The sequence below is a fragment of the Sphingomonas faeni genome (genome assembly GCF_040407505.1).
Lineage (GTDB): Bacteria > Pseudomonadota > Alphaproteobacteria > Sphingomonadales > Sphingomonadaceae > Sphingomonas > Sphingomonas faeni_E.
The window spans coordinates 74,925-94,635 of record NZ_JAPZPQ010000008.1 but is presented as its reverse complement, the minus strand read 5'-3'; the positions used below and the strand labels follow the sequence as shown (position 1 = coordinate 94,635).

16 protein-coding genes are annotated in these 19,711 nt (G+C 65.8%); 10 read left to right on the top strand and 6 right to left on the bottom strand.

Annotated elements, in window-relative coordinates:
• Positions 1-42: 42 nt before the first annotated feature.
• Positions 43-912 (top strand): signal peptidase I, encoded by an 870-nt coding sequence (gene lepB, locus O6X71_RS18760; protein ID WP_353467210.1) that lies wholly within the window; start codon positions 43-45, stop codon positions 910-912.
• 78 nt (positions 913-990) lie between these two features.
• Here lepB and O6X71_RS18755 read toward each other — a convergent pair whose 3' ends face one another.
• From O6X71_RS18755 to O6X71_RS18740, 4 genes are all read right to left on the bottom strand, one after another.
• Positions 991-3,381: a TonB-dependent receptor gene (locus O6X71_RS18755; RefSeq protein ID WP_353467209.1), complete on the bottom strand. Its 2,391-nt coding sequence runs from the start codon at positions 3,379-3,381 to the stop codon at positions 991-993.
• 92 nt (positions 3,382-3,473) lie between these two features.
• Positions 3,474-3,845: a winged helix-turn-helix domain-containing protein gene (locus O6X71_RS18750; protein ID WP_353467208.1), complete on the bottom strand. Its 372-nt coding sequence runs from the start codon at positions 3,843-3,845 to the stop codon at positions 3,474-3,476.
• Position 3,846: 1 nt separating this feature from the next.
• Complete coding sequence (locus O6X71_RS18745; RefSeq protein WP_353467207.1) at positions 3,847-4,053, bottom strand: TOBE domain-containing protein; 207 nt, start codon at positions 4,051-4,053, stop codon at positions 3,847-3,849.
• 306 nt (positions 4,054-4,359) lie between these two features.
• A complete protein-coding gene (locus O6X71_RS18740; protein WP_151990353.1) occupies positions 4,360-5,124 on the bottom strand; it encodes a COG4705 family protein in 765 nt (254 codons plus the stop codon).
• 130 nt (positions 5,125-5,254) lie between these two features.
• Here O6X71_RS18740 and O6X71_RS18735 point away from each other — a divergent pair, with 130 nt between their 5' ends.
• The 6 genes from O6X71_RS18735 (at position 5,255) to O6X71_RS20985 (ending at position 14,115) form a co-directional block, all read left to right on the top strand.
• A complete protein-coding gene (locus tag O6X71_RS18735) occupies positions 5,255-6,250 on the top strand; it encodes an efflux RND transporter periplasmic adaptor subunit (RefSeq protein ID WP_353467206.1) in 996 nt (331 codons plus the stop codon).
• Positions 6,250-9,351 carry an efflux RND transporter permease subunit gene (locus O6X71_RS18730; protein WP_353467205.1) on the top strand — a complete coding sequence of 1,034 codons (3,102 nt, stop codon included), beginning with the start codon at positions 6,250-6,252 and terminating at the stop codon, positions 9,349-9,351. Before O6X71_RS18735 ends, O6X71_RS18730 begins: the two co-directional genes overlap by 1 nt.
• A complete protein-coding gene (locus O6X71_RS18725; RefSeq protein WP_353467204.1) occupies positions 9,348-10,724 on the top strand; it encodes an efflux transporter outer membrane subunit in 1,377 nt (458 codons plus the stop codon). The genes O6X71_RS18730 and O6X71_RS18725 overlap by 4 nt, the downstream gene beginning before the upstream one ends.
• A 4-nt stretch (positions 10,725-10,728) precedes the next feature.
• Complete coding sequence (locus tag O6X71_RS18720) at positions 10,729-11,403, top strand: response regulator transcription factor (RefSeq protein WP_151990357.1); 675 nt, start codon at positions 10,729-10,731, stop codon at positions 11,401-11,403.
• Positions 11,403-12,776 (top strand): sensor histidine kinase, encoded by a 1,374-nt coding sequence (locus O6X71_RS18715; RefSeq protein WP_353467203.1) that lies wholly within the window; start codon positions 11,403-11,405, stop codon positions 12,774-12,776. The genes O6X71_RS18720 and O6X71_RS18715 overlap by 1 nt, the downstream gene beginning before the upstream one ends.
• A 1,021-nt stretch (positions 12,777-13,797) precedes the next feature.
• A complete protein-coding gene (locus O6X71_RS20985) occupies positions 13,798-14,115 on the top strand; it encodes a hypothetical protein (RefSeq protein WP_031439398.1) in 318 nt (105 codons plus the stop codon).
• A 7-nt stretch (positions 14,116-14,122) separates the two neighbouring features.
• Here O6X71_RS20985 and O6X71_RS18705 read toward each other — a convergent pair whose 3' ends face one another.
• Complete coding sequence (locus O6X71_RS18705; protein ID WP_031439397.1) at positions 14,123-14,320, bottom strand: hypothetical protein; 198 nt, start codon at positions 14,318-14,320, stop codon at positions 14,123-14,125.
• 110 nt (positions 14,321-14,430) lie between these two features.
• Here O6X71_RS18705 and O6X71_RS18700 point away from each other — a divergent pair, with 110 nt between their 5' ends.
• The gene (locus O6X71_RS18700) at positions 14,431-14,646 is read left to right on the top strand and encodes a hypothetical protein (protein ID WP_353467202.1); all 216 of its coding nucleotides are present in this window, start codon (positions 14,431-14,433) and stop codon (positions 14,644-14,646) included.
• On the opposite strand, the gene O6X71_RS18695 is transcribed toward O6X71_RS18700, so the two are convergent.
• On the bottom strand, positions 14,628-15,413 hold the full coding sequence (locus tag O6X71_RS18695) for a hypothetical protein (RefSeq protein WP_353467201.1): 786 nt from the start codon (positions 15,411-15,413) through the stop codon (positions 14,628-14,630). The genes O6X71_RS18700 and O6X71_RS18695 overlap by 19 nt on opposite strands.
• A gap of 74 nt (positions 15,414-15,487) precedes the next feature.
• On the opposite strand from O6X71_RS18695, the gene O6X71_RS18690 reads away from it, so the two are divergent.
• Positions 15,488-16,633 (top strand): exonuclease SbcCD subunit D, encoded by a 1,146-nt coding sequence (locus O6X71_RS18690; RefSeq protein ID WP_353467200.1) that lies wholly within the window; start codon positions 15,488-15,490, stop codon positions 16,631-16,633.
• Positions 16,630-19,707, top strand: a complete 3,078-nt coding sequence (locus tag O6X71_RS18685; protein ID WP_353467199.1) for an SMC family ATPase — start codon at positions 16,630-16,632, stop codon at positions 19,705-19,707. Before O6X71_RS18690 ends, O6X71_RS18685 begins: the two co-directional genes overlap by 4 nt.
• Positions 19,708-19,711: the final 4 nt, after the last annotated feature.

The window sequence follows — 19,711 nt, the reverse complement described above, 5'->3', positions numbered from 1 at the left end:
CTTTGCTAGCCAGCGGCAGCGGTTTCTGCACGGACTTGCTGCATGACACATCCTTCCGAAACAGCATCGTCATGGCTTGCCGAAGTGCGAAGCCTGTTTTTCCTCGCCCTGATCGTTCTTGGCATCCACAGCCTGATAGCCAAGCCGTTCTATATCCCGTCAGAGTCGATGATGCCGGGACTGCTCGTCGGCGATCGGCTCATCGTCAGCAAATATCCCTATGGCTGGTCCTACGTCTCTCCAAGCTTCCACCTGCTGCCCTTCGCGCGTGGCAGGCTGTTCGGCCGCTATCCGATGCGAGGCGATATCGTCATCCTCACACCCCCTGTCGGCGGACGCAGAAGCGAGGATCTCATCAAGCGCGTCGTCGGCCTGCCCGGGGATACCGTCCAGATGATCCACGGGCGGTTGTGGCTGAACGGCAAGCCTGTCGAAACCCATGACATGGGCAGTCAGCTAATGCCGCTTGATGGCAACTTTCGCTGTGATCCCAATGATCCCGATGGCGAGCGGCGGTTCGCAGGCTATACTCGGGTTAGGGCTGCCGACGGAGCGTTGCGCTGCCGGCTACATGTGTTCCGTGAGACGCTGCCCGGAGGTGCCACCTACGATACCCTCGACTTCGGCGCGGGCCCGGAGGATGACACGCCGCCCTACCATGTTCTCACAGGTCAAATCTTCGTCCTTGGCGACAACCGTGACAACAGCGCCGACAGCAGGGTGCCGGCGGAATATGGTGGATTGGGTGGAGCGATCCCAAGCGAGAAAATTAGCGGCAGGGCAGAATTCACTACGTTCTCGCTTACTGGCGACGCCGGCTGGAATCCGATGACATGGGGTAGAGCATTTCGCACCGATCGTTTCATGACCTCATTACGCCCGACATGTGGCTTGCGGAAATGTGCGGACTGATATTTTCGAAATACCATCCAAATGGGAATGGTCCGACCGTCTCACTGGCCGTTCCTAATCGGGAAACAGGAAGCCGCACTATATCCGGAAGCGCAACGTCCCGCCGATCGTGCGCGGCTCGCTTGGAGACCCGAGGATCAGGCCGGAATTGCCCGCCTGGATCGTCAGGTTCTGGATGTAGTCGGCGTCAAGCAGGTTCCGTGCCCAGACGATCAGTTCAAGCCCATCGGCGAAGCGATAGCCGATATTGGCGTTGGTCAGATTGTAGCCACGGATATAGGTGAAGCGCGACAGGCTTGGGTCGCCGTTATAGCCGCTGCGCGACGCGGTATCGATGTGGGCGAACACCTCACCGCTTCCGATGGGGCGTGTGTAATCCAGTCCGGCCGTCAGCGCGAAGCGGGGTAGCGAGGCCAGACGGCGGCCGGTGAGGCTGCACTGCGTCGTCGCAGCGGTCTGCACCTCCAACGGGCAAGGGCCGGCGGGATAGTTGCTGTATTCGCCGTCCGAATACGCGAAGCTGGTGCGGGCGCTCAGGCCCGGCAGGATGATCGCAGTGATATCCGCCTCGATCCCCTTCACCGTCACCTCGGGGATATTCGACAGATAGCCGCGAAGCTGGACGGTCTGCGTCAGCGAGTTCTCGACAACCGTCGCCTGAAAGTCGCGGACCTTGGTGTAGAAGCCATCGAGGTTGAAGATCAGGCGTCGGTCGAACAGCGTGTTCTTGATCCCGACCTCATAGGTTTCGTTGCGCTCCGGCCGCACCACGGCGGTCGCCAGCACCGGGCGGTTGTTGTTGTCGAGCGGCAGGCCCGACATGTTGATCCCGCCCGATTTGAAGCCACGCGCATAGCTGGCATAGGCCATCGTGTTATCCGTGGCCTGCCACGCGATATTGCCGCGCCCGGACAGGCTGCCGTCGCTGTCGTGCGCTTCGTAGCTCTGCGGGCGTAGCACGCCGAGGCGCGCATTGATGAGGGCGGTGCTGGTCGTCACCGGGCCACCGGAGACGGTGGTGGTGTAATAGCCGTCCTTGTCCTCCTGCGTGTAGCGTAGCCCGACCGTGGCGGTGACGGTCGGGACGATCCGCCAGTTGACCTCGCCGAAGGCGGCATAGCTAAGGCTGCGGAAGTCGGTGCGGCCGTCCTGACCATAGCCGTCGAGCAGGTTCGACGGCACCGGCGTGTTCGCGGCCCCGGTGGTGGTGCCGATCAGGTAGCGCGCGGCAGCCGGGCCATAGATACTGATCGGCCGTCCCACGAGCTTCTGTCGGAACCCGTACAAGCCGGCGACCCAGGAGATCGGCCCGGTGCCGTTGGAGGCGAGGCGCAGTTCCTGACTGTACTGGTCCTGCCGCGAGGGGATGTGCTGCGAGAGCTGGACGGGCAAGCCGGTATAGTCGCGATCGTTCTCCGCATCCCAGTTCCAGAAGCGCCATGCGCTGACCGAGGTCAACGTCGCGAAGCCGAGGTTCCAGTCGGTAATCGCGCTGACGCCTCCCTCGTTGGTATCGACGCCGAGTGGTCCATCGATGTCGGTGACGCGATCGTAAGGGTTGGTGCTGGCGGGGGTGTAGCCAAACTGTGCAGCGAGGCCGGTTGGGCCTCCGAACTGGCGATTGGCGGCGCGCAACGACGTGCCGGTTCGCAAATAGACCTGTCCGCAGCAATAGGCCTGAAAGTTGGTGAAGTCGGCGATGACGCGCATCTGGATCGTGTCGTCGGGCTTGAACAGCAACTGCCCGCGCACCGCCTGCGTGCCGAGCGTGTTGGTGTCGCGACCGGTGCGGATGTTGTCGATCACGCCGTCGCGTCGCGTCGATACGCCCGAAATACGGTAGGCGATGCTGTCGGTGATCGGGCCGGACACCCAGCCCTTGGCCTGCACGAAATTGCGCGTCCCGTAGGACAGTTCGGCGAAGCCTTCCTGGGTAAAGGTCGGCGCGCGCGTGGTGATGTTGAGCGCGCCCGCCGTTGTGTTCTTGCCGAACAACGTGCCTTGCGGTCCACGCAATTCCTCGACCTGCGCGATGTCGGCGAAGTCGAACGCCGCCGTCGCGGGCCGCGCGTGGTAGACCTGATCGATATAGAAGCCGACGCCCGGCTCCAGCCCGTCGTTCGCCTGGCTGACCGCGACCACGCTCGATCCCAGGCCACGGATCGTGAAGGCGGTGTTGCGCGGATTGGCGGAGCTGTAGTTGAGGCTGGGGATCAGCGTCGTCAGCCCCTGCGTGTTGACCGTGTAGCTCTGGTCGATCAGGTCGCCGCCCACCACCGATAACGCGGCCGGCACCTTTTGCGCGTTCTCGGTCCGGCGCCGTGCGGTGACGATGACATCGGGCAGGCCGTCCTCGCTGGCCGCAGGTGCGTCCGCAGCAGTCGTGGCATCTGCGGATTGCGCGAAAGCGGAGGGTGTCAGGACAGGCATGGCAACAGCACACAGCAGCACTGCAAAACGCTTCGACATTGATGGAAACCCCTTTGGCGAGGGTATCCCCGCTCGTTATATTCGAGCGTATATCGAGCCTATATTCGGTCGTATATAGAGGATCGGCCGGGTCAGCCTGGTGGAAGGGGTTCGGAACGCAGGTTGGCGCGAAGGCGCGCATAGGCCGGCCGGTCGGCGATCATCGCCGCCTCCCGCTCCATCTCACGATAGGCTTCGAGGACATCGGTGCCGGTGGGAGTGATCCTCGCGCCCCGCTCCGACCCGCCGCCTCGCAGGGTTTCCACGAGCGGAGGGTCGAAGCAGCGGTTCATCTCATCGACCAACAGCCAAGCACGGCGATAGCTCATACCCAACGCGCGGGCGGCAGCGGAGATCGAGCCATGCGCCGTAATTGCGACGAGCAGATCGACCTTCCCCGGCCCCAGCGCCAGCGCGTCACCGCAGGCGATCTGCAGCTTCAGCCAGAGCGGCCCGATCTTCACGTTACTTGCCGATCATCACGTCGCTGGCCTTGACGATCACCGTCACCGTCTCGCCTGTTGCAAGACCAAGCTCCTGGATGGCCTCTTCGGTGATGTTCGCGGTGACGACGTTGCCGCCCCCGATATCGACTTTGATCGAGCCGTTCACGGCCCCGGGTGTGATCGAGACGATCGTACCGGAAATCTGGTTGCGGGCACTCAGTTTCATCGTAGCTCCTCAGGCATTGGCGGGCGATGTGGCATTCCCGCCTGTGTACCCTGATCGCAGCTTCATCGCCATGCAGTGTCATATCGCACGGCTATTCGGCCGCATGGTAATAGCCCATGCGCCTACACACAGTCTCTCGCGACGAAACTGAGGGTTTCTCGCTTCAATCAATCAACAGGTTCTGGGAAGGCTCTCGCATTCCCAGAACACCATCGATTCCGAGAACCCCCGTGCCGTCTCGATCGTCGTTCCTTCGCGGGAAACCGCAGTAGCCAGGTACAGCTCGTTGGACTCAACAACGCTTGATCAGTGAGGAGTGCCGGCCGCGCGCCGCGGCAGGATCGCCACCAGCAACACGATCGCAGCCGCGAGTACGATCGACGCCAATGGCCGGCTGAACGCCAGCCCGCCATGATCGACCGGCTTGTCGAGGAAGTCACCCACTGCGGCACCAAGCGGGCGGGTCAGGATGAAGGCGGCCCAGAACAGCGCGACGCGGCTGATGTCGGTCATTAAATAGAGGGCGACAAGCAGCGCCAGCCCGACCGCAAAGACGCCCGCCGCACCGATATAGCCGAGCCCGCCAGTGTCTGCGAGCCAGTCGCCCAGCGCCGTGCCCAGCGTTTGCGACAGCGTGATCGTGATCCAGTAGAAGAGTTCGGCCCGCGGTTCGTGGACGGTATCGACCGAGATCGATCCGAGCGCGCGATACCAGGCGAACAGCGATGCCAGCACGAGGGCCAGCAGCAGCGTCGATCCGCCGGTATAGCCGATCCCGAGCGACCGCGTGGCGAAGTCCGCCATCGTGGTGCCAGCGGTGGTGGAGGCGATGATCGTCGCCCAGTAGAGGAAGGGGCGATAGCGATCGGCCCTGATGTGCAATACGACGAGCAGCACCAGCAGGCTCAGGAAGATCGCGCTGCCGACGAGATAGCCGAGGTTCATCGACATGCTGACCGTGTCGCCGGCGGTCTCGCCCAGCGTCGTCGCGAGGATCTTGATGATCCAGAAGCCGAGCGTCACCGCCGGAACCTTGACCAGGGTGCTGCGCGCGTCGTCGGACAGGGTCATTGGTGGCATCTCTCAGGGTGGAAGCCCGATCTACTCCCGGTCCTGATCGCAGCGAAGCCTGCACCGTCACATTGGGGCATTGTATAGTTCCGCCAAGCTCACCCCAATGATGACGGGATAGACGGTCCGGATGATCCGATCGTCCCTGCTGGCCACGCTCCTGTTTTCCGCGCTTCTGCTGCAAGGCTGCGGTACCGACCCGGCTCCCTCGCCGAAGCCACCCGCCAAGGCGGAGGCGGTCGCGCATGAGGCCGATCTGCTGCGGCTGACACTGACTCCCGAAGCGGTGCAGCGGCTTGGTATCCGCGTCGCGGCGGTCGGTGACGGGACGACGGCGCAGGTCCGTGCCACCAGCGGCGAGATCGTCGTGCCACCGATCGGTGCGGCGGGGGTGCCGACCGGATCGACCAGCAACCTCGCTCAGATCGGGACCGCGCAGGCGGCAGCGGACGGCGAGGTCGCGCGGACGCGTGCGCTGGTGCGACTGGCGACGATCGCGCTGAACCGGGCGTCGGCGCTGGTTCGCGAAGAGGCCGGCAGCGTCCGCGCTCGCGACGAGGCAGCGGCAGCGCTCGCCACGGCACGGGCCGCAGCCGACGCGGCGGTCGCGGGGCGCCGCCTGCTCGGTCCGCCCGTTGCGGCGATGGCGACCCCTGCAAGCGTCTGGGTGCGTGTCCCGGTGTTCGGCAGCGACGTCGGCGACATCACGCGGGGCGCATCTGCGACCGTCCGGCCACTCGGCGATGACACCGCCGCACCCCGATCCGCGCGACCGGTGCAGGCCCCGCCTTCCGCCAACGCCGTCGCCGGCACCGTCGATCTGTTCTTCACGCTCGACAATCGTGAGCGGACGTGGCGCGTCGGCCAGCGGGTCGCGGTGTCGCTGCCGCTGGGTGGGACCGCCGAGGGGCTTGCTATCCCGGCTGCGGCGATCGTCCGGGACATCCATGGCGGCGAATGGGTCTATCGACGCACCGCGCCCGACACCTACGTCCGCCAGCGGATCGAGGTGGCCAGCATCGATAACGGCCGGGCGGTCCTGTCACGTGGGCTGGAGCGCGGCGCGGAGGTCGTGACGGACGGCGCGGCCGAGTTGTTCGGCACCGAGTTCGGGACACCGCACTGATGCTCGGCTGGCTTGTTCGTGCCGCGCTGACGCAGCGCGTGCTGGTGCTGGCCTGGGCGGCGCTGCTCGTCGTGCTGGGGCTTCGCGCCGGCGGCAATGTCCCGCTCGACGTGTTCCCCGAGTTCGCTCCGCCGATGGTGGAGGTGCAGACCGAGGCACCGGGCCTGTCGACTGAAGAGGTGGAAAGCCTCATCACCGTGCCGATCGAGACGCAGGTCAACGGCGTACCGGGCCTCGCCACACTCCGGTCGAAGTCGGTGCTGGGCCTGTCGTCGGTCCAGATCCTGTTCGACCGTGGCACCGATGTGATCCGTGCTCGCCAGCTGGTGCAGGAGCGTGTCGCGCAGGTGCAGGCGCGCCTGCCGACCGCCGCGCGCGCGCCGGTGATGCTACCCCCATTGTCGTCGACCAGCCGGGCGATGAAGATCGGCATCTCGTCGAAGAAGCTCGATCAGATGCAATTGTCCGAGCTGGCGCGCTGGACGATCCGGCCGCGGCTGATGGCGGTGCCGGGTGTCGCCAATGTCGCGATCTGGGGATTGCGCGACCGCCAGTTGCAGATCCTCGTCGATCCCGACCGGCTGCGCGCGGCGGGTGTGACGCTGGCCGAAGTCCGTGCCGCGGCGGGCGATGCCGTGCTGATCGGCGGGGGCGGTTTCGTCGATACCGCGCAGCAGCGGCTCGCCGTGCAACAGACCAGCGCGGTGCAGACCGCAGCCGACCTTGCCGCCATGATCGTCAAGCAGAGCGGCGAGGCACCGGTGCGGATCGGCGACGTCGCGCGCGTGGTGGACGGCTTCGCCGCGCCGATCGGCAATGCGATCATCGACGATGGCCCCGGCCTGATGCTGATCGTCGAGAAGCAGCCGACCGGCAACACGCTCCAGCTGACCCATGCCGTCGAGGCAGCCATTGCCGAGCTTAAGCCGGGCCTGCGCGACGTGAAGATCGACACGACGATCTTCCGTCCGGCGACCTTCATCGAACGCTCGATCGACAATCTCACCCGCGCGTTGATGATCGGCTGCCTGCTGGTGGCGATCGTGCTCTTCGCGTTCACCCGAGACTGGCGGCAGGCGGTCATCAGCCTCGTCGCGATCCCGTTATCGCTCGTGGGCGCAGGACTGGTGCTGCTGTGGAGCGGGGCGACGATCAATACGATGGTGATCGCCGGCCTCGTCATCGCGCTGGGCGAGGTGGTCGATGACGCGATCATCGATGTCGAGAATATCGCCCGCCGGCTGCGGCTCAACCGCGAGGCGGGCAATCCCCGATCGGCGTTCGACGTGGTGCTTTCCGCCTCGCTGGAGGTGCGATCGGCGGTGGTGTTCGCCTCGCTGATCGTCATGCTGGTGTTCCTGCCGATCTTCTTCCTCGGCGGGGTGGCGGGAACCTTCTTCCAGCCGCTGGCCGTCGCCTATGTGCTGGCGATCGGCGCGTCGCTGCTGGTGGCACTCGTCGTGACACCGGCGCTGTGCCTGTTCCTGCTGCCGAACGCGCCGCTGACCGACGAGCGCGACACGCGGCTCGTGGCGGGGCTGAAGCGTCGCTATGCCGGGGTGCTGCCGAAGCTGGTGTCGCGGCCTGCGCTGGCGATGGGGATCGTCGCGGGTGGGCTGATGCTCGCCGGCGTCGGCTATGCATCGTTCAAAGACCAGTTCCTCCCCGATTTCCGTGAAACCGACTTCCTGATGCACTTCGTCGAGAAGTCGGGGACGTCGATCGAGGCGATGGATCGGATCACGATCCGCGCGTCGAAGGAGCTGCGCAGCATCCCCGGCGTCCGCAACTTCGGCGCGCATATCGGCCGCGCCGAGGCGGCGGACGAGGTGGTGGGGCCGAACTTCACCGAACTTTGGATCAGCCTCGACGAGAATGCGCCCTATGACGCCAGCGTCGCGCGCATCAAGGCGGTGATCGACGGCTACCCCGGCCTGTACCGCGACGTGCTGACCTACCTGCGCGAGCGTATTAAGGAGGTGCTGAGCGGGGCCGGGGCGACCGTCGTCGTCCGCATCTTCGGACCCGATCAGGGCGAGCTGCGGGCCGCGGCCGAACGGGTGCGCGCGAAGGTCGCCGGCATCCCCGGCGTCGCCGACCTGAAGGTCGAGCAGCAGGTGCTGGTGCCGCAGATCCAGATCGTGCCGCGTGCCGCAGACCTCGCGACGATGGGCCTGACCGCCGGCGAGGTGCGGCGTCAGGCGCAGACGCTGGTGGCCGGGCAGAAGCTGGGCGAGATCTACCGCGACCAGAAGGCCTTCGACGTGGCGCTCTGGGGCGAGCCGAAGGTGCGCGGCGACCTGCACGCGCTGCGTGACCTGATGATCCAGACGCCGGCGAGTGCCCCCGTCCGCCTGCGCGATGTCGCCGATGTCCGCATCGTTCCCGCCCCCAACGAGGTGAAGCGCGAGAATGGCCAGCGTCGGATCGACGTGACGCTGAACGTGGCCGGCGCCGACCTCGGATCGGTCGCCCGCGGTGTCGAGGCGGCTGTGCGCCAAGTACCGTTCGCGACCGGGTATCACCCGAAGGTGATGGGTGAATATGCCTCGCTGAAGGAATCGCGCGAGCGGCTGTGGACCACGGGGTTGCTGTGCCTGATCGGTATCCTGCTGCTGGTTTGGATGGAGTTCCGCTCGACCCGCATCACTGCGCTGGTCGGCCTCAGCCTGCCGTTCGCGCTGGTCGGCGGGGTCGTCGGCGTCGCGCTGACCGGGGGCGTGCTGTCGCTCGGCTCGCTGGTCGGCTTCGTGACCGTCATCGGCATCTCCGCGCGCAACGGCATCATGCTGTTGTCGCACTACGATCATCTGCGCCGACACGAAGGCGAGGCGTTCGGTCCCGCGCTGATCCTGCGTGGTGCGGAGGAACGGCTGATCCCGATCCTGATGACCGCCGCGTGCGCAGGCCTCGCGCTCCTGCCACTGATCGTCGCCGGCAATGCGCCGGGCCATGAAATCGAGCATCCGATGGCGATCGTCATCCTGGGTGGTCTGGTGTCGTCGACCGCGCTCAACCTGTTTCTGATGCCTGCGCTTTACGCACGGTTCGGCAAGGAGAAACCGGTGCCGGATGCTGCCACGACGGAGGCCACGGCATGAAGCATTTCGCCCTCCTCGCCGCGTGCGGTCTGTCCGCCTGCATGACCGCGCCGCTGCCCTCGCCGACGGTTGCGCCGGCTACCGCGACCGGGCCGTTCGCAACGCTGCCGGTGGCCACGATCGCGCCGGTGCCCGACGACTGGTGGCGACTCTACGACGATCCCGCGCTCGATGCGCTGGTGCGGGCGAGCCTCGCCGCCAACGCCGATCTTCGCGTCGCCTATGCCAATCTCGACGGCGCGCGGGCGGCGCTGCGGCAGGCGCAAGCGGCGCGACTGCCGCAGACTACGATCGAGAGCGGGCTGACCGTCGATGGCACCGCGGCACAGCCCAGCGCCTCGTCGAACGTGCCGACGACCGATTATGATCTGGCGCTCACCGCCAGCTGGGATGCGGACCTGTTCGGCCGACTGCGCTCGTCCGCCCTTGCCGCCCGCGCCGATGCCGAGGTGCAGGCAGCAGCACTCGACGGCCTGCGTGTCGCAGTCGTCGCTGATACCGTCCTCGCCTATGTCGATCTGTGCGGCGCGACGCAGGCGCTGGCGGTCGCGAGCGAACAGGTCCGCGTGCAGGACCGGTCGGTGGCGCTGGCCCGGGATCAGCTCGCCGCGGGCGAAGTTTCGCCGCTGGAGGTGTCGCAGGCCGCCAGTCTGGCGGAGACGACCCGTGCGACGCTGGACCCGTTCGCTGCGGCGCAGGCCAATGCGCGCTACCGGCTGGCGACGTTGCAGGGTCGGCCGCCCGCCGAGGCACGCACCACGATTGTCACCTGTGCCCACCCGCCCGCGCTGCGTGCATCCGTCCCGGTGGGTGACGGACAGGCGCTGCTGCTGCGGCGTCCCGACATTCGTGAAGCCGAACGGCGGCTGGCTGCTGCCGCGGCACGGATCGGCGTCGCGCGGGCGGACCTGTATCCGCGCGTCAATCTGGGCGGCGCGATCGGTCTGCTGACGGGTGGCTTCGCGGCGACCGCGACGCCGCTGGTCAGCTGGGCTTTGCCCAATCAGGCACCGGCGCGCGCGCGGCTGGCACAGGCACGGGCGACTGAGCGCGCGGCGTTGGCCGGCTGGGACGTCGCGGTGCTGCGGGCGTTGCGGGAGGTGGAGACGGGGCTCGCCGCATATGATGCCGAGATGCGCCGCAACCGCGCGCTCGCCACTGCGCGGATACAGGCTGACCTCTATGCCCGGCGCGCCGCGGCACGTGTGCGGCTGGGGGATGCCGCCTTCTTGATTCAGCTCGACGCACAGCGAACCGCAACCTCCGCAGCGCTTTCGCAAACGCAATCCGATCTGGCCGTGGCACAATCGCAGGTCGCGTTGTTTCGCGCGCTCGGCGGAGGCTGGCGGACCGGTGCGCCTCAGGTAGAATGAGACCATGCGTATCCTGATCGTCGAGGACGATGCCGACACCGGCCGGTTCATCGGCAAGGGCTTTACCGAGCTGGGGCATCAGGTCGTCCTCAGCGCTGATGGTCGCGACGGCCTGTACCAGGCGACCGAAGGCGGCTTCGGCGCGCTGATCGTCGACCGGATGCTGCCCGGTCTCGACGGACTGTCGCTGGTCAGGGCGCTGCGCGCGGCCGGCGACATGACGCCGGTGCTGATGCTGACTGCGATCGGGGGATTGAGCGACCGGGTGGAAGGCATCGAGGGCGGCGCCGACGACTATCTGGTCAAGCCGTTCGCCTTTTCCGAACTGGCCGCTCGCGTGCAGGCGCTGGGGCGCCGGCAGACCGTCGCGGTCGAACCGGCGACGCTGATCGTCGGTGCCATCACGCTCGACCTGCATCGCCGCACCGTCACCCGCGCGGGCCGGCGGGTGACGCTCCAGCCGCGCGAATTTGCGCTCCTCGCAGAGCTGATGCGCAATCCCGGGCGGATCATGACCCGCACCATGCTGCTGGAGCGGGTCTGGGATTTCGATTTCGATCCGAAGACCAACATCGTCGAGACCCATCTGAGCCGGCTGCGCACCAAGCTGAACGCCGGGTTCGACGATGACGCGATCGAGACCGTGCGGGGTGCGGGCTATATGATCCGGGGCAGGTGATGCCAGTCGTGCTCAAGCGCTGGTGGCGCACGACCTTCGGCCTCGTCGCGATCGTCGCGCTGGGCTTCGCGCTGGCGACGCTGGCGATCGGCGTGGTCGCGTTCGAGACGACGCACGAGGCGCTGGAGCAACAGCTCGACCATCGGATCGCCACGGAAACGCAGGCGCTGATCGACGAGGGCGATGACGGGCCGGCGGGCGTTGCCGACGCGATCCGGCGACGCGAAACCGCGCGGGGTGCCGACAGTCTCGACTATCGTCTGGTTGCGCCGGACGGCGCCACCGTCGCCGGGCAATTGGACGCGGAGGTCCCCACGCAGGCCGGCTTCGTCGAGTTGCTGCCCTACGTCCACACTGGCGAGCGCCGGATCGCGCAGTCGCTGACCACGATCCTGCCGGGCGGGCACCGCCTGCTGGTCGCGGCCGATCGCGGGGTCATCGACGACATGGATGCGACGCTCCTGCGCTTGTTTGCCGGCGCTTTCGGGGCGATGCTCGTCCTCGGCATCGGCGCGGCGTGGATCGTCGGCTTGGTGACCCGACACCGCCTCGCGCAGATCGATCGCACCGCGCTGGCGATCATCGATGGCGACCTGTCACAGCGAATGCCTGTTAGTGGCACAGGCGACGAGTTCGACCGCGTCAGCGCAACGCTCAACCGGATGCTCGACCGGATCGGTACGCTGATGGATAATTTGCGACAGGTGTCGAGCGACGTGGCGCATGATTTGCGCACACCGCTGACGCGCCTGCACAACAGGCTGGAGGAGGCATTGGCCACCCAGGAGCGCGAGCGGCAGCACACAGCGATCACGGCTGCGGCCGATCAGTCGCGCGAATTGCTCGACATCTTTGCGGCCCTGCTCCGGATTGCGGAGGTCGAGGGACAGGCAGCCCAGTCCCATTTCCAGCGCCTGGACCTTAGTGCGCTGGTGGAAAATATCGTTGAGACATACCGTCCCGACATGGAGGCAAGCGACCATCTCCTGACCGCTACGATCGAGCCGGGACTGACGATCGACGGGGACCGGCGTCTGCTACAGCAGCTCGTCGCCAACCTGTTCGACAATGTGCTGACCCATACCCCGGCGGGAACGAACGTGAGTGTCGATCTTGCCCGGTCACCCCGAGGGGCAAGGCTTTGCCTGTCGGACGACGGCCCGGATGCATCGGCCGACGAATCCGATCATCTATTCAGGCGGTTTTCGCGAGGCGAAGCCAGCAGGTCCAGGCCCGGGCACGGGTTGGGCCTCGCTTTGGTACGGGCGATTGCTGACGCCCATCGTGGACGGGCCACGATAGATCGGACATCAGGCTTTGCGGTCATGATCGATCTGGAAGTCGCCAATCAGGCCGTCGAGACGAACGTCTGAAATGTCGCCTTCGACCCCGGAGTCGAAGATCATGCCATGTCGGATGCGCGCTGATGGCTTCCCAATACCATTTGCATCACGGCTTTCGGGAAAGCGCTCAAGTTCTCGCAATTCGATCCCAATCGGGACGCTTAACGGCGCGCTGACGAGGCTTTAGCGTATATCTGGGTCCGCTTTATGTGACGCCCCGATGGAGCTGCTGCGTGCAGTTTGATAGGGTGCCGTATGGTCTTCCTTGGCTAGGGCTCCAGGCGGACCGACGGGCTATTTGACCCAAAATCTCAGACGTTTGTTTTCGGCGCAAATCGGACCGGCCAGCGTAGGAACGCTGAGGGTATACCCTAAAAGCACTGTACTGAAGACGGACGTTTCGCACCGGCTTGGATCTCGGGCGGGGGGGGGGAGCGCGCGGTATCCCGTTAAAGTTCGTGCTATCAATGACACCGTTTCTGCAAGGCTGGTCGTGCGACGGCGTCAGCTAGGTGATCATGCCGTCCGAGGCATGTCGGTTATCGACGCCGTCACTGCCCTGACGTCCTGGATGTCCGATGCCTTCGTAACTGCTGCCATCAGATCGACGTCCGTCAGATCGCGGTGATCGATCCACCATTTGGCGTCAGTGACCCGAAGGCATGCGCTACAGTCGGCGTCGCTGTTTGAGTTGGTTAGCGCTGCGAGCCGCTTGGTCCTGATCGTCGACGCCCATCCGATTTGCCGATCGGTCCCCGCTAGCGGCGGAAGAACAAGGTGTGAGACAGCGGCGCTGCTCAACGCTGCCGCAGCGACCTCCTCAGCCCGCTTTTTCGCAACGAAGCAGTCTCGACAGGTAGTCGTCTTCAGCCACTTGGCCTTACGTTCCCGCTGGCTTTCAAAGCCGGTAAGATGATGAGCCTGCTCATGACCGCAGGCATGAATGATCCGCTGTTCCATGGCATGGATGATGCCCGTTCGTGGTTTGTGCGCAACGCCAATGAGTCAGGTTGAATCAGAATCGCGGCCAGTGGCTGACGACTGAACGGGAATGTCCAGCCAACTAAGCTGGCGCAACGCCGTCAGCGTTCACCAGATTTCGGCCAACCAGTGTGCCGATGAGCCGGACGCGCTTTTCTACCAGATCTACGGGGGTACGATGCAATTCCAGCTCGTAGCGGCCACCGACATCGCGGCGAAGATAGAAGGCTCCGCCATCGCGGACCAACGTGCCTATCTCGTTGATCCGCGTACCAATCGCTATCATCGCTATGTCGTCGCTCCGTTGATGATCATGCAAAATTGCGGGCGATCCTTGGGGCAGCCGATGCTCCTTGGTAGTCCCATGATCCTGCTAATTCATTCCTGACCGGTCTCTAAAGACTGATATTCCGCCGCGCCATTTCAACGAATGCCATATCCCCGATTGGTGAGCGGGGCTCGGCTTTAAAGATGTCAGCCAAATCGAGCAGATCCTCGTTGGAAAGGTCCGCGATCGAGGCTTCGATCTCGGCAAGGCGCCGCACGGCGTGATCGCCGCGATCGGCGACCCGCTTCATTCTTGTCTTGAGCATGCCGCCTTTTATCATAAACGTCGCGGGGGCGGCAGGGGCATTTACGGCCGGTTGGCTGAGGTAATTCGGCCAAAAATGCCTGCTATCTGCAGGCGGAAGAAGCTTGTTTGATGGAGAACCGCACCGCGTTCTGGCAGCAGATCCCAAAGCTGCAGGAACGCACAGCTTCAAAGAGCGAACGGCGCCATCGCGGTGCATGCGGACTGCCCGCATTTGCGGTAAAACTGGTGGATAGCGGCCTGGCGGCTTTCGGGGACCAATTGGCTGCAAATGGCCGTTCATTCATGTGGCAGCGAGTAGGACGCCGTTACTCGTCCGGCATGTGATCCAGCCTAGAGCTAGGAAGGTCGAGTCCCCAGCGACGATCGAGGTAGAAGGCGAGGGCAGCTCGCGTCTCGACGATCAGAACCTCGTCGTCTGCGAAGCCGTACTCATCCCGCGCTGTCCGCTGCTGTTCCGCCGAGAGGTCACCTCGTGGACGTAGCGCAACCCGGACCTTGGTTTCCCAATCTAAGTCGAGCGGCAGTGCTTCAGGTAACGGCTGGATCGCGAAGCTGCTCGCGTCCGACACCCGCACCGGCAAGTAGTCGCGCCACTCGTCGTGACGGTAGCTCCATGCTCGGAAGTGCAGGCGCTCGCCGTCGTATCCGATCCGCGCCGGCGCGATCCACTGCGACGTGGTCTTGCCGGAGCTCATCGATACATAGTCGATCTCAATCTTGAGGTTCCGATCCATTGCCTGGAATAGGTGCCGCATAATTCCGGCGGGGCACTGCCGCTTGGGCATCGGCAATTCATCGAACCGGTCGGCGGCGCCGTCTGCGATGACCTCGAGCATGGGCGGTAGTTCGCCCGGGTCCTCGAGACCGATATGCCGGTCCGATGCGACGTACGTCTTCCGCACCGTATCGTAGAACGGCAGCGGGTCCCGGCAGCGCGCGAAATACTCGCGGAAATCGACTGCGGCCTGGGCGGGCGAAATGCCGAACTTGCGGGTCAGGGCGCTGCGGTTCGCCTGCCCGCGCCACCGGAAGCACTGGTCCAGATACGCTAGACGCGATCTGACCGTTCGACGGAGATCCTGTGCTTCCATGCGCGACCGCTACTTGACGGAACCAACGGTGTCCATATAGCTTCTGCACGTATATCCACTATACGGAGACACAGGTGCGAATCCTCCACACCGGCGACTGGCATCTCGGGCGGCAGTTCCATGCGGTGTCGCTGGACGTGGACCACGACGTGGTGCTCGCGCAGGTAGAGGAGGCGATCGCGGCGCATGCGCCCAACGTCGTGATCATTGCCGGTGACATCTTCGATCGAGCGACGCCTCCGCAGACCGCGCTCAGGCGGTTCAACGACTTCGTGCGGCGAGTCGGGGCGACGAGCGCCACGGCAATCGTGCTGATCGCGGGCAATCACGACTCGGCGGCGCAGATCGGGATGATGGGCGTGCTGGCGGATGCCGACCGCTCCCTGGTGCGCGGCCCGCTCGATCCCGAGGAGAAACCGCTCCTGCTCTCCGACGAACACGGGCTGGTGGCGATCTCGGCCCTGCCATTCTCGTACGAGTTCGCCGCCCGCGCATGCTACGGCAACGACGACATCTCATGCCCCGCCGACGTGCTGCGCGAGCAGGTCGCGAGCGCCAGGCGTCACCTTCCCGAGGGCGCGCGCTGGGTGGTCGTTGCCCATGCCTTCGTCGAGGGAGCGTCTACCAGCGAGGGCGAGCGGCCGCTCACCCGCGCCGTCGGGGGCATCGAGACGGTGCCCTCGTCGGTGTTCGAAGGCGCCCACTACGTCGCGCTGGGACACCTCCACCGCCCGCAGGCGGTCGGCGCCGAGCACGTGCGCTATTCCGGAGCCCCGCTCGCCTTCGGCTTTGACGAGGAGGGGCACGAGAAATCGATGACCCTCGTCGATCTAGCCGCGGACGGCTCGGTGACGACCACGCCGATCCCTTTCGTGCCGCGGCGGCGCATCCGCACGCTTCGGGGAAGGCTCGCCGAACTGCTGGCCGCGCCGGAAGCGTCGGACGATCTGATCAGCGTCGTGCTGACGGACGACACGCCTCAAATCGATCCGATGAAGCGCATCCGCAGATTGTATCCGAATGCGGTCCAGCTCGCCTACGAGCGCAACGCCACGCCGGGCGAGCAGCGCTTGCGCGAGGGGAGGGCGGCGCTCGAGCGACCTCAGGAGGTGATCGCCAACTTCGTCGGCTTCGTCCGGGAGCAGGAGATCAGCGAGGCGGAGCGTGCGCTCGTCGAGACGGCGCTCGGCGACATGGCCGTGGCGGGAGAGGACGCATGAGGCCCGTCGTCCTTACCATGACGGCGTTCGGTCCCTACGCCGGCACCGAGCTCGTCGACTTCCGCGAGGCCACCGACTCCGGTCTCTTCGGCATCTACGGCGCGACGGGCTCGGGCAAGTCGTCGATCTTCAACGCCATGACGTTTGCGCTGTTCGGCGTCGGCGCCAAGCCGGAGCAGTCGATCGCCACGATGCGGTCCGGTCATGCAGAGGCGGACCGCCTGACGGAAGTGTCGCTTCTCTTCGAGCTCGGCGACAAGCGTTACTTCGTGCGACGTCAGCCGGATCAGTCGCGGCCCAAGATGCGGGGCGAGGGCGAGACGGTCAGCACTCACAAGGCGTGGCTCTTCGATGCGACCGCGATCGCCGTCGACGACGTGACCGCCGACAACTGCGGCGTCGTGCTCGCCGAGACTAAGGTCGGCGAGGTGCTGAAGCTGGTGAAGGAACTGCTCGGCTACGGCGTCGAGCAGTTTCGGCAGATCGTGTTGCTGCCGCAGGGTCGCTTCGAGCGGTTCTTGATCGCCGACAGCAACCAGCGGGTCGAAATCTTGCGCGACCTTTTCGACGTCAGCATCTATCGCCGCATGGCCGCACGGATGAAGGAGGACGCCGCGGCGGCGAAGCGCGACTTCGACGATGGTCACCGCCTTGTCGCCCAGCGCCTCGCAGACGCTGGCTACGCCAGCCCGGACGATCTCGCGGCTGGCATCTTCTCGGCTGCAGAGACGGCGCAGGCTCGTCACGACGAAGCGACGTCGGCCGAAGGTGTCGCCCGGACGGCCGAGCAGGCGCATCTTACGGCCGAGGCGGTGGAAAGTCGCTTCAAGGCCGCGGAAGATGCAGAGCGCCGCAGGCTCGAGCTGGAGCAGCAGCGGGCGGAGATTGAAGAGATTCATGTCGTCCTGACTTGTGCCGAGAAGGCCCAGCGCGCCGTCGATCTTGCATCCCGCCTGACCGAACTCGAGGCGGCGCGCGTGACAGCCGTGAAGTTGGAGAAGGACGCTCGGACAGCCGCGGAAAATGCCAACAGGCAACACCGCATCTGCGAGGAGGCCGCCACGCTCGCTCGAGGCAATGCCGAGCAGCTTGAAGGCCTCTCCGCACAGGCGGCGGAGGTCAAGCGTCGCACGGACCTTCTCATGGGTGCAGCGGACCTGAAGAAACAGTGGTTTGCCAAGCGAAGTGATCTGGATGGGACTGAGAAGGCGTTTGATCGCTCGGACGGCGAACGCGTCCGACTCGATGCGCTCCATGTCCGCCTCGGAGATGAAGTCGAGAGCGCACGCAAGGCCACGCTCAAGCAGGCGGAACTGAAGGCGCAGCTCGTCAACGCGACTGCAGAACATGCTGCAGCCAAGGCCTACGACGCAGTGGACCGGAAGGTCGTGGCCGCTCGGAGCGATGTCGAGCAAGCCAAGAAGGCGAGGGATGCCGCCACCGTTGAGGTCGAGCCGCACCGCATCGTTGCCACCGCCGCGGAGGGGGCCTTCATCGATGCGCAGGCCCAGGTTCTGGCAAGCATGCACCTGACCGATGGCGAACCCTGTCCCGTCTGCGGGAGCGCGGAGCATCCGTCTCCCGCACACGGCGACGGCGATCCTCGTGCGCTCGAGACGGAGATGCGCGCTGCCCGCGAGCGCCTCGATCGCGCCGTGCGGACGGCCGACCTCGCCGAAGCCGCGGTCAGAACCGCCGAGGCGACGTCAGAAGAGCGCGTTGCCGAACTCGCTGCGCTGACGGCGCCCAAGTCGTCCGTCGCTGACGCGGCCAGCGCAGTCGCGCGCGTCCAGGGCGAACTCGACGCCCTTGGCAAGATCGCCGCACCTGCCGAACTCGAGCAGCAGGCCGCACAGGCGAAGGCCTCGCTGAGCACTGCCGTCGCGGAGGCTGAGAAGACGCGGGAGATCCTGCAGAAGGCCCGCACCGAGGAGGCCGTTGCCGCCCGTTCGTACGAGGATGCGATTGCCGGCGTGCCGGAAGGGCTCAGGGCTGAGGGCGCGCTGGAGCGGGAAGGCGTGGCCATCGCCTCATCGATCAGGGTGTTGCGTGACGCGCTGGCGGGAGCGGAGGAGGCTCTACGGAACGCCGCAACGGCGAGGGACACCACCGCCGCCAAGGTGCTCGGCGCGATCGATGCCGTCGCGCAGGCCGAAACCGAGGTGGAGAAGGGGCGACTGACCTTTGAAGCTCGCCTTGCCGAAGTGGGGCTGGACGAGGCGGCCTATGAACTCGGATGCGTGGATATCCCTCAGATCGCTGCGCACGCGGAGCGGATCCGGGCCTATCGGAACGATGTGGCGATCGCCGAGGCACAGGCGACGGCCGCCGCCGAGGCGATCAGGGATGTGGAGCGGCCCGACCTCGCCGCTCTCGAGGTGGCGAGGGACGGCGCACGGGTCGAGTGTCTGAGGACCCGCAAGGCGGCTGCCGACGCCGATGCCGCGAGGAAGGTGCTGGACGATCTGCTCTCGTCCTTGCGCGATCAGCTGGAGCGTCTGGCCAGACTGGAGGAAGAGACGGGACCGCTACGCGGACTCGCCGACGCCTTCGCCGGCGACAACCTAATGAGGACGCCGCTCGAGACGTTCGCGATCGGCGCCATGTTCGACCACGTCCTCGACGCGGCGAACCTCCGGCTCGATCCGATGACCGGCGGTCGCTACCGGTTCGAGCGCGACCTGCAGGCGATCGGCGGCCGGACCAAGCGCGGCCTCGACATCCGCGTGCACGACATTCAGACCGGGCGGCCGCGCGAGATCAGCACGCTGTCCGGCGGCGAGACGTTCATTGCGGCGCTGTCGCTCGCGCTCGGCCTCTCCGACATCGTCGAGATGAGCCACGGGCGCATCCGGCTGGACACAATCTTCATCGACGAGGGCTTTGGCAGTCTGGACACCGAGAACGACAGCGGGACGCTCGAACTCGTCCTGCAGGTACTTCAGGAGATCGTTGGCAAGAGCCGCGCCGTCGGCCTGATCTCGCACGTGCCGCTAGTCCAACAGGCCGTGCCCAACGGCTTCTCCATCGTGAAGGGCGTCGACGGCAGCCGCGTCGAGCGGCGGGCGGCCTGACCGA

Excerpts from the sequence above, each read along its gene's own strand:
- O6X71_RS18705 (WP_031439397.1), bottom strand. The coding sequence starts at position 14,320 with ATGCTCAAGACAAGAATGAAGCGGGTCGCCGATCGCGGCGATCACGCC.
- O6X71_RS20985 (WP_031439398.1), top strand. The coding sequence starts at position 13,798 with ATGTCCAGCCAACTAAGCTGGCGCAACGCCGTCAGCGTTCACCAGATT.
- O6X71_RS18740 (WP_151990353.1), bottom strand. The coding sequence starts at position 5,124 with ATGACCCTGTCCGACGACGCGCGCAGCACCCTGGTCAAGGTTCCGGCG.
- O6X71_RS18685 (WP_353467199.1), top strand. The coding sequence starts at position 16,630 with ATGAGGCCCGTCGTCCTTACCATGACGGCGTTCGGTCCCTACGCCGGC.
- lepB (WP_353467210.1), top strand. The coding sequence starts at position 43 with ATGACACATCCTTCCGAAACAGCATCGTCATGGCTTGCCGAAGTGCGA.
- O6X71_RS18700 (WP_353467202.1), top strand. The coding sequence starts at position 14,431 with ATGGAGAACCGCACCGCGTTCTGGCAGCAGATCCCAAAGCTGCAGGAA.
- O6X71_RS18725 (WP_353467204.1), top strand. The coding sequence starts at position 9,348 with ATGAAGCATTTCGCCCTCCTCGCCGCGTGCGGTCTGTCCGCCTGCATG.
- O6X71_RS18720 (WP_151990357.1), top strand. The coding sequence starts at position 10,729 with ATGCGTATCCTGATCGTCGAGGACGATGCCGACACCGGCCGGTTCATC.
- O6X71_RS18730 (WP_353467205.1), top strand. The coding sequence starts at position 6,250 with ATGCTCGGCTGGCTTGTTCGTGCCGCGCTGACGCAGCGCGTGCTGGTG.
- O6X71_RS18715 (WP_353467203.1), top strand. The coding sequence starts at position 11,403 with ATGCCAGTCGTGCTCAAGCGCTGGTGGCGCACGACCTTCGGCCTCGTC.
- O6X71_RS18755 (WP_353467209.1), bottom strand. The coding sequence starts at position 3,381 with ATGTCGAAGCGTTTTGCAGTGCTGCTGTGTGCTGTTGCCATGCCTGTC.
- O6X71_RS18745 (WP_353467207.1), bottom strand. The coding sequence starts at position 4,053 with ATGAAACTGAGTGCCCGCAACCAGATTTCCGGTACGATCGTCTCGATC.
- O6X71_RS18695 (WP_353467201.1), bottom strand. The coding sequence starts at position 15,413 with ATGGAAGCACAGGATCTCCGTCGAACGGTCAGATCGCGTCTAGCGTAT.
- O6X71_RS18735 (WP_353467206.1), top strand. The coding sequence starts at position 5,255 with ATGATCCGATCGTCCCTGCTGGCCACGCTCCTGTTTTCCGCGCTTCTG.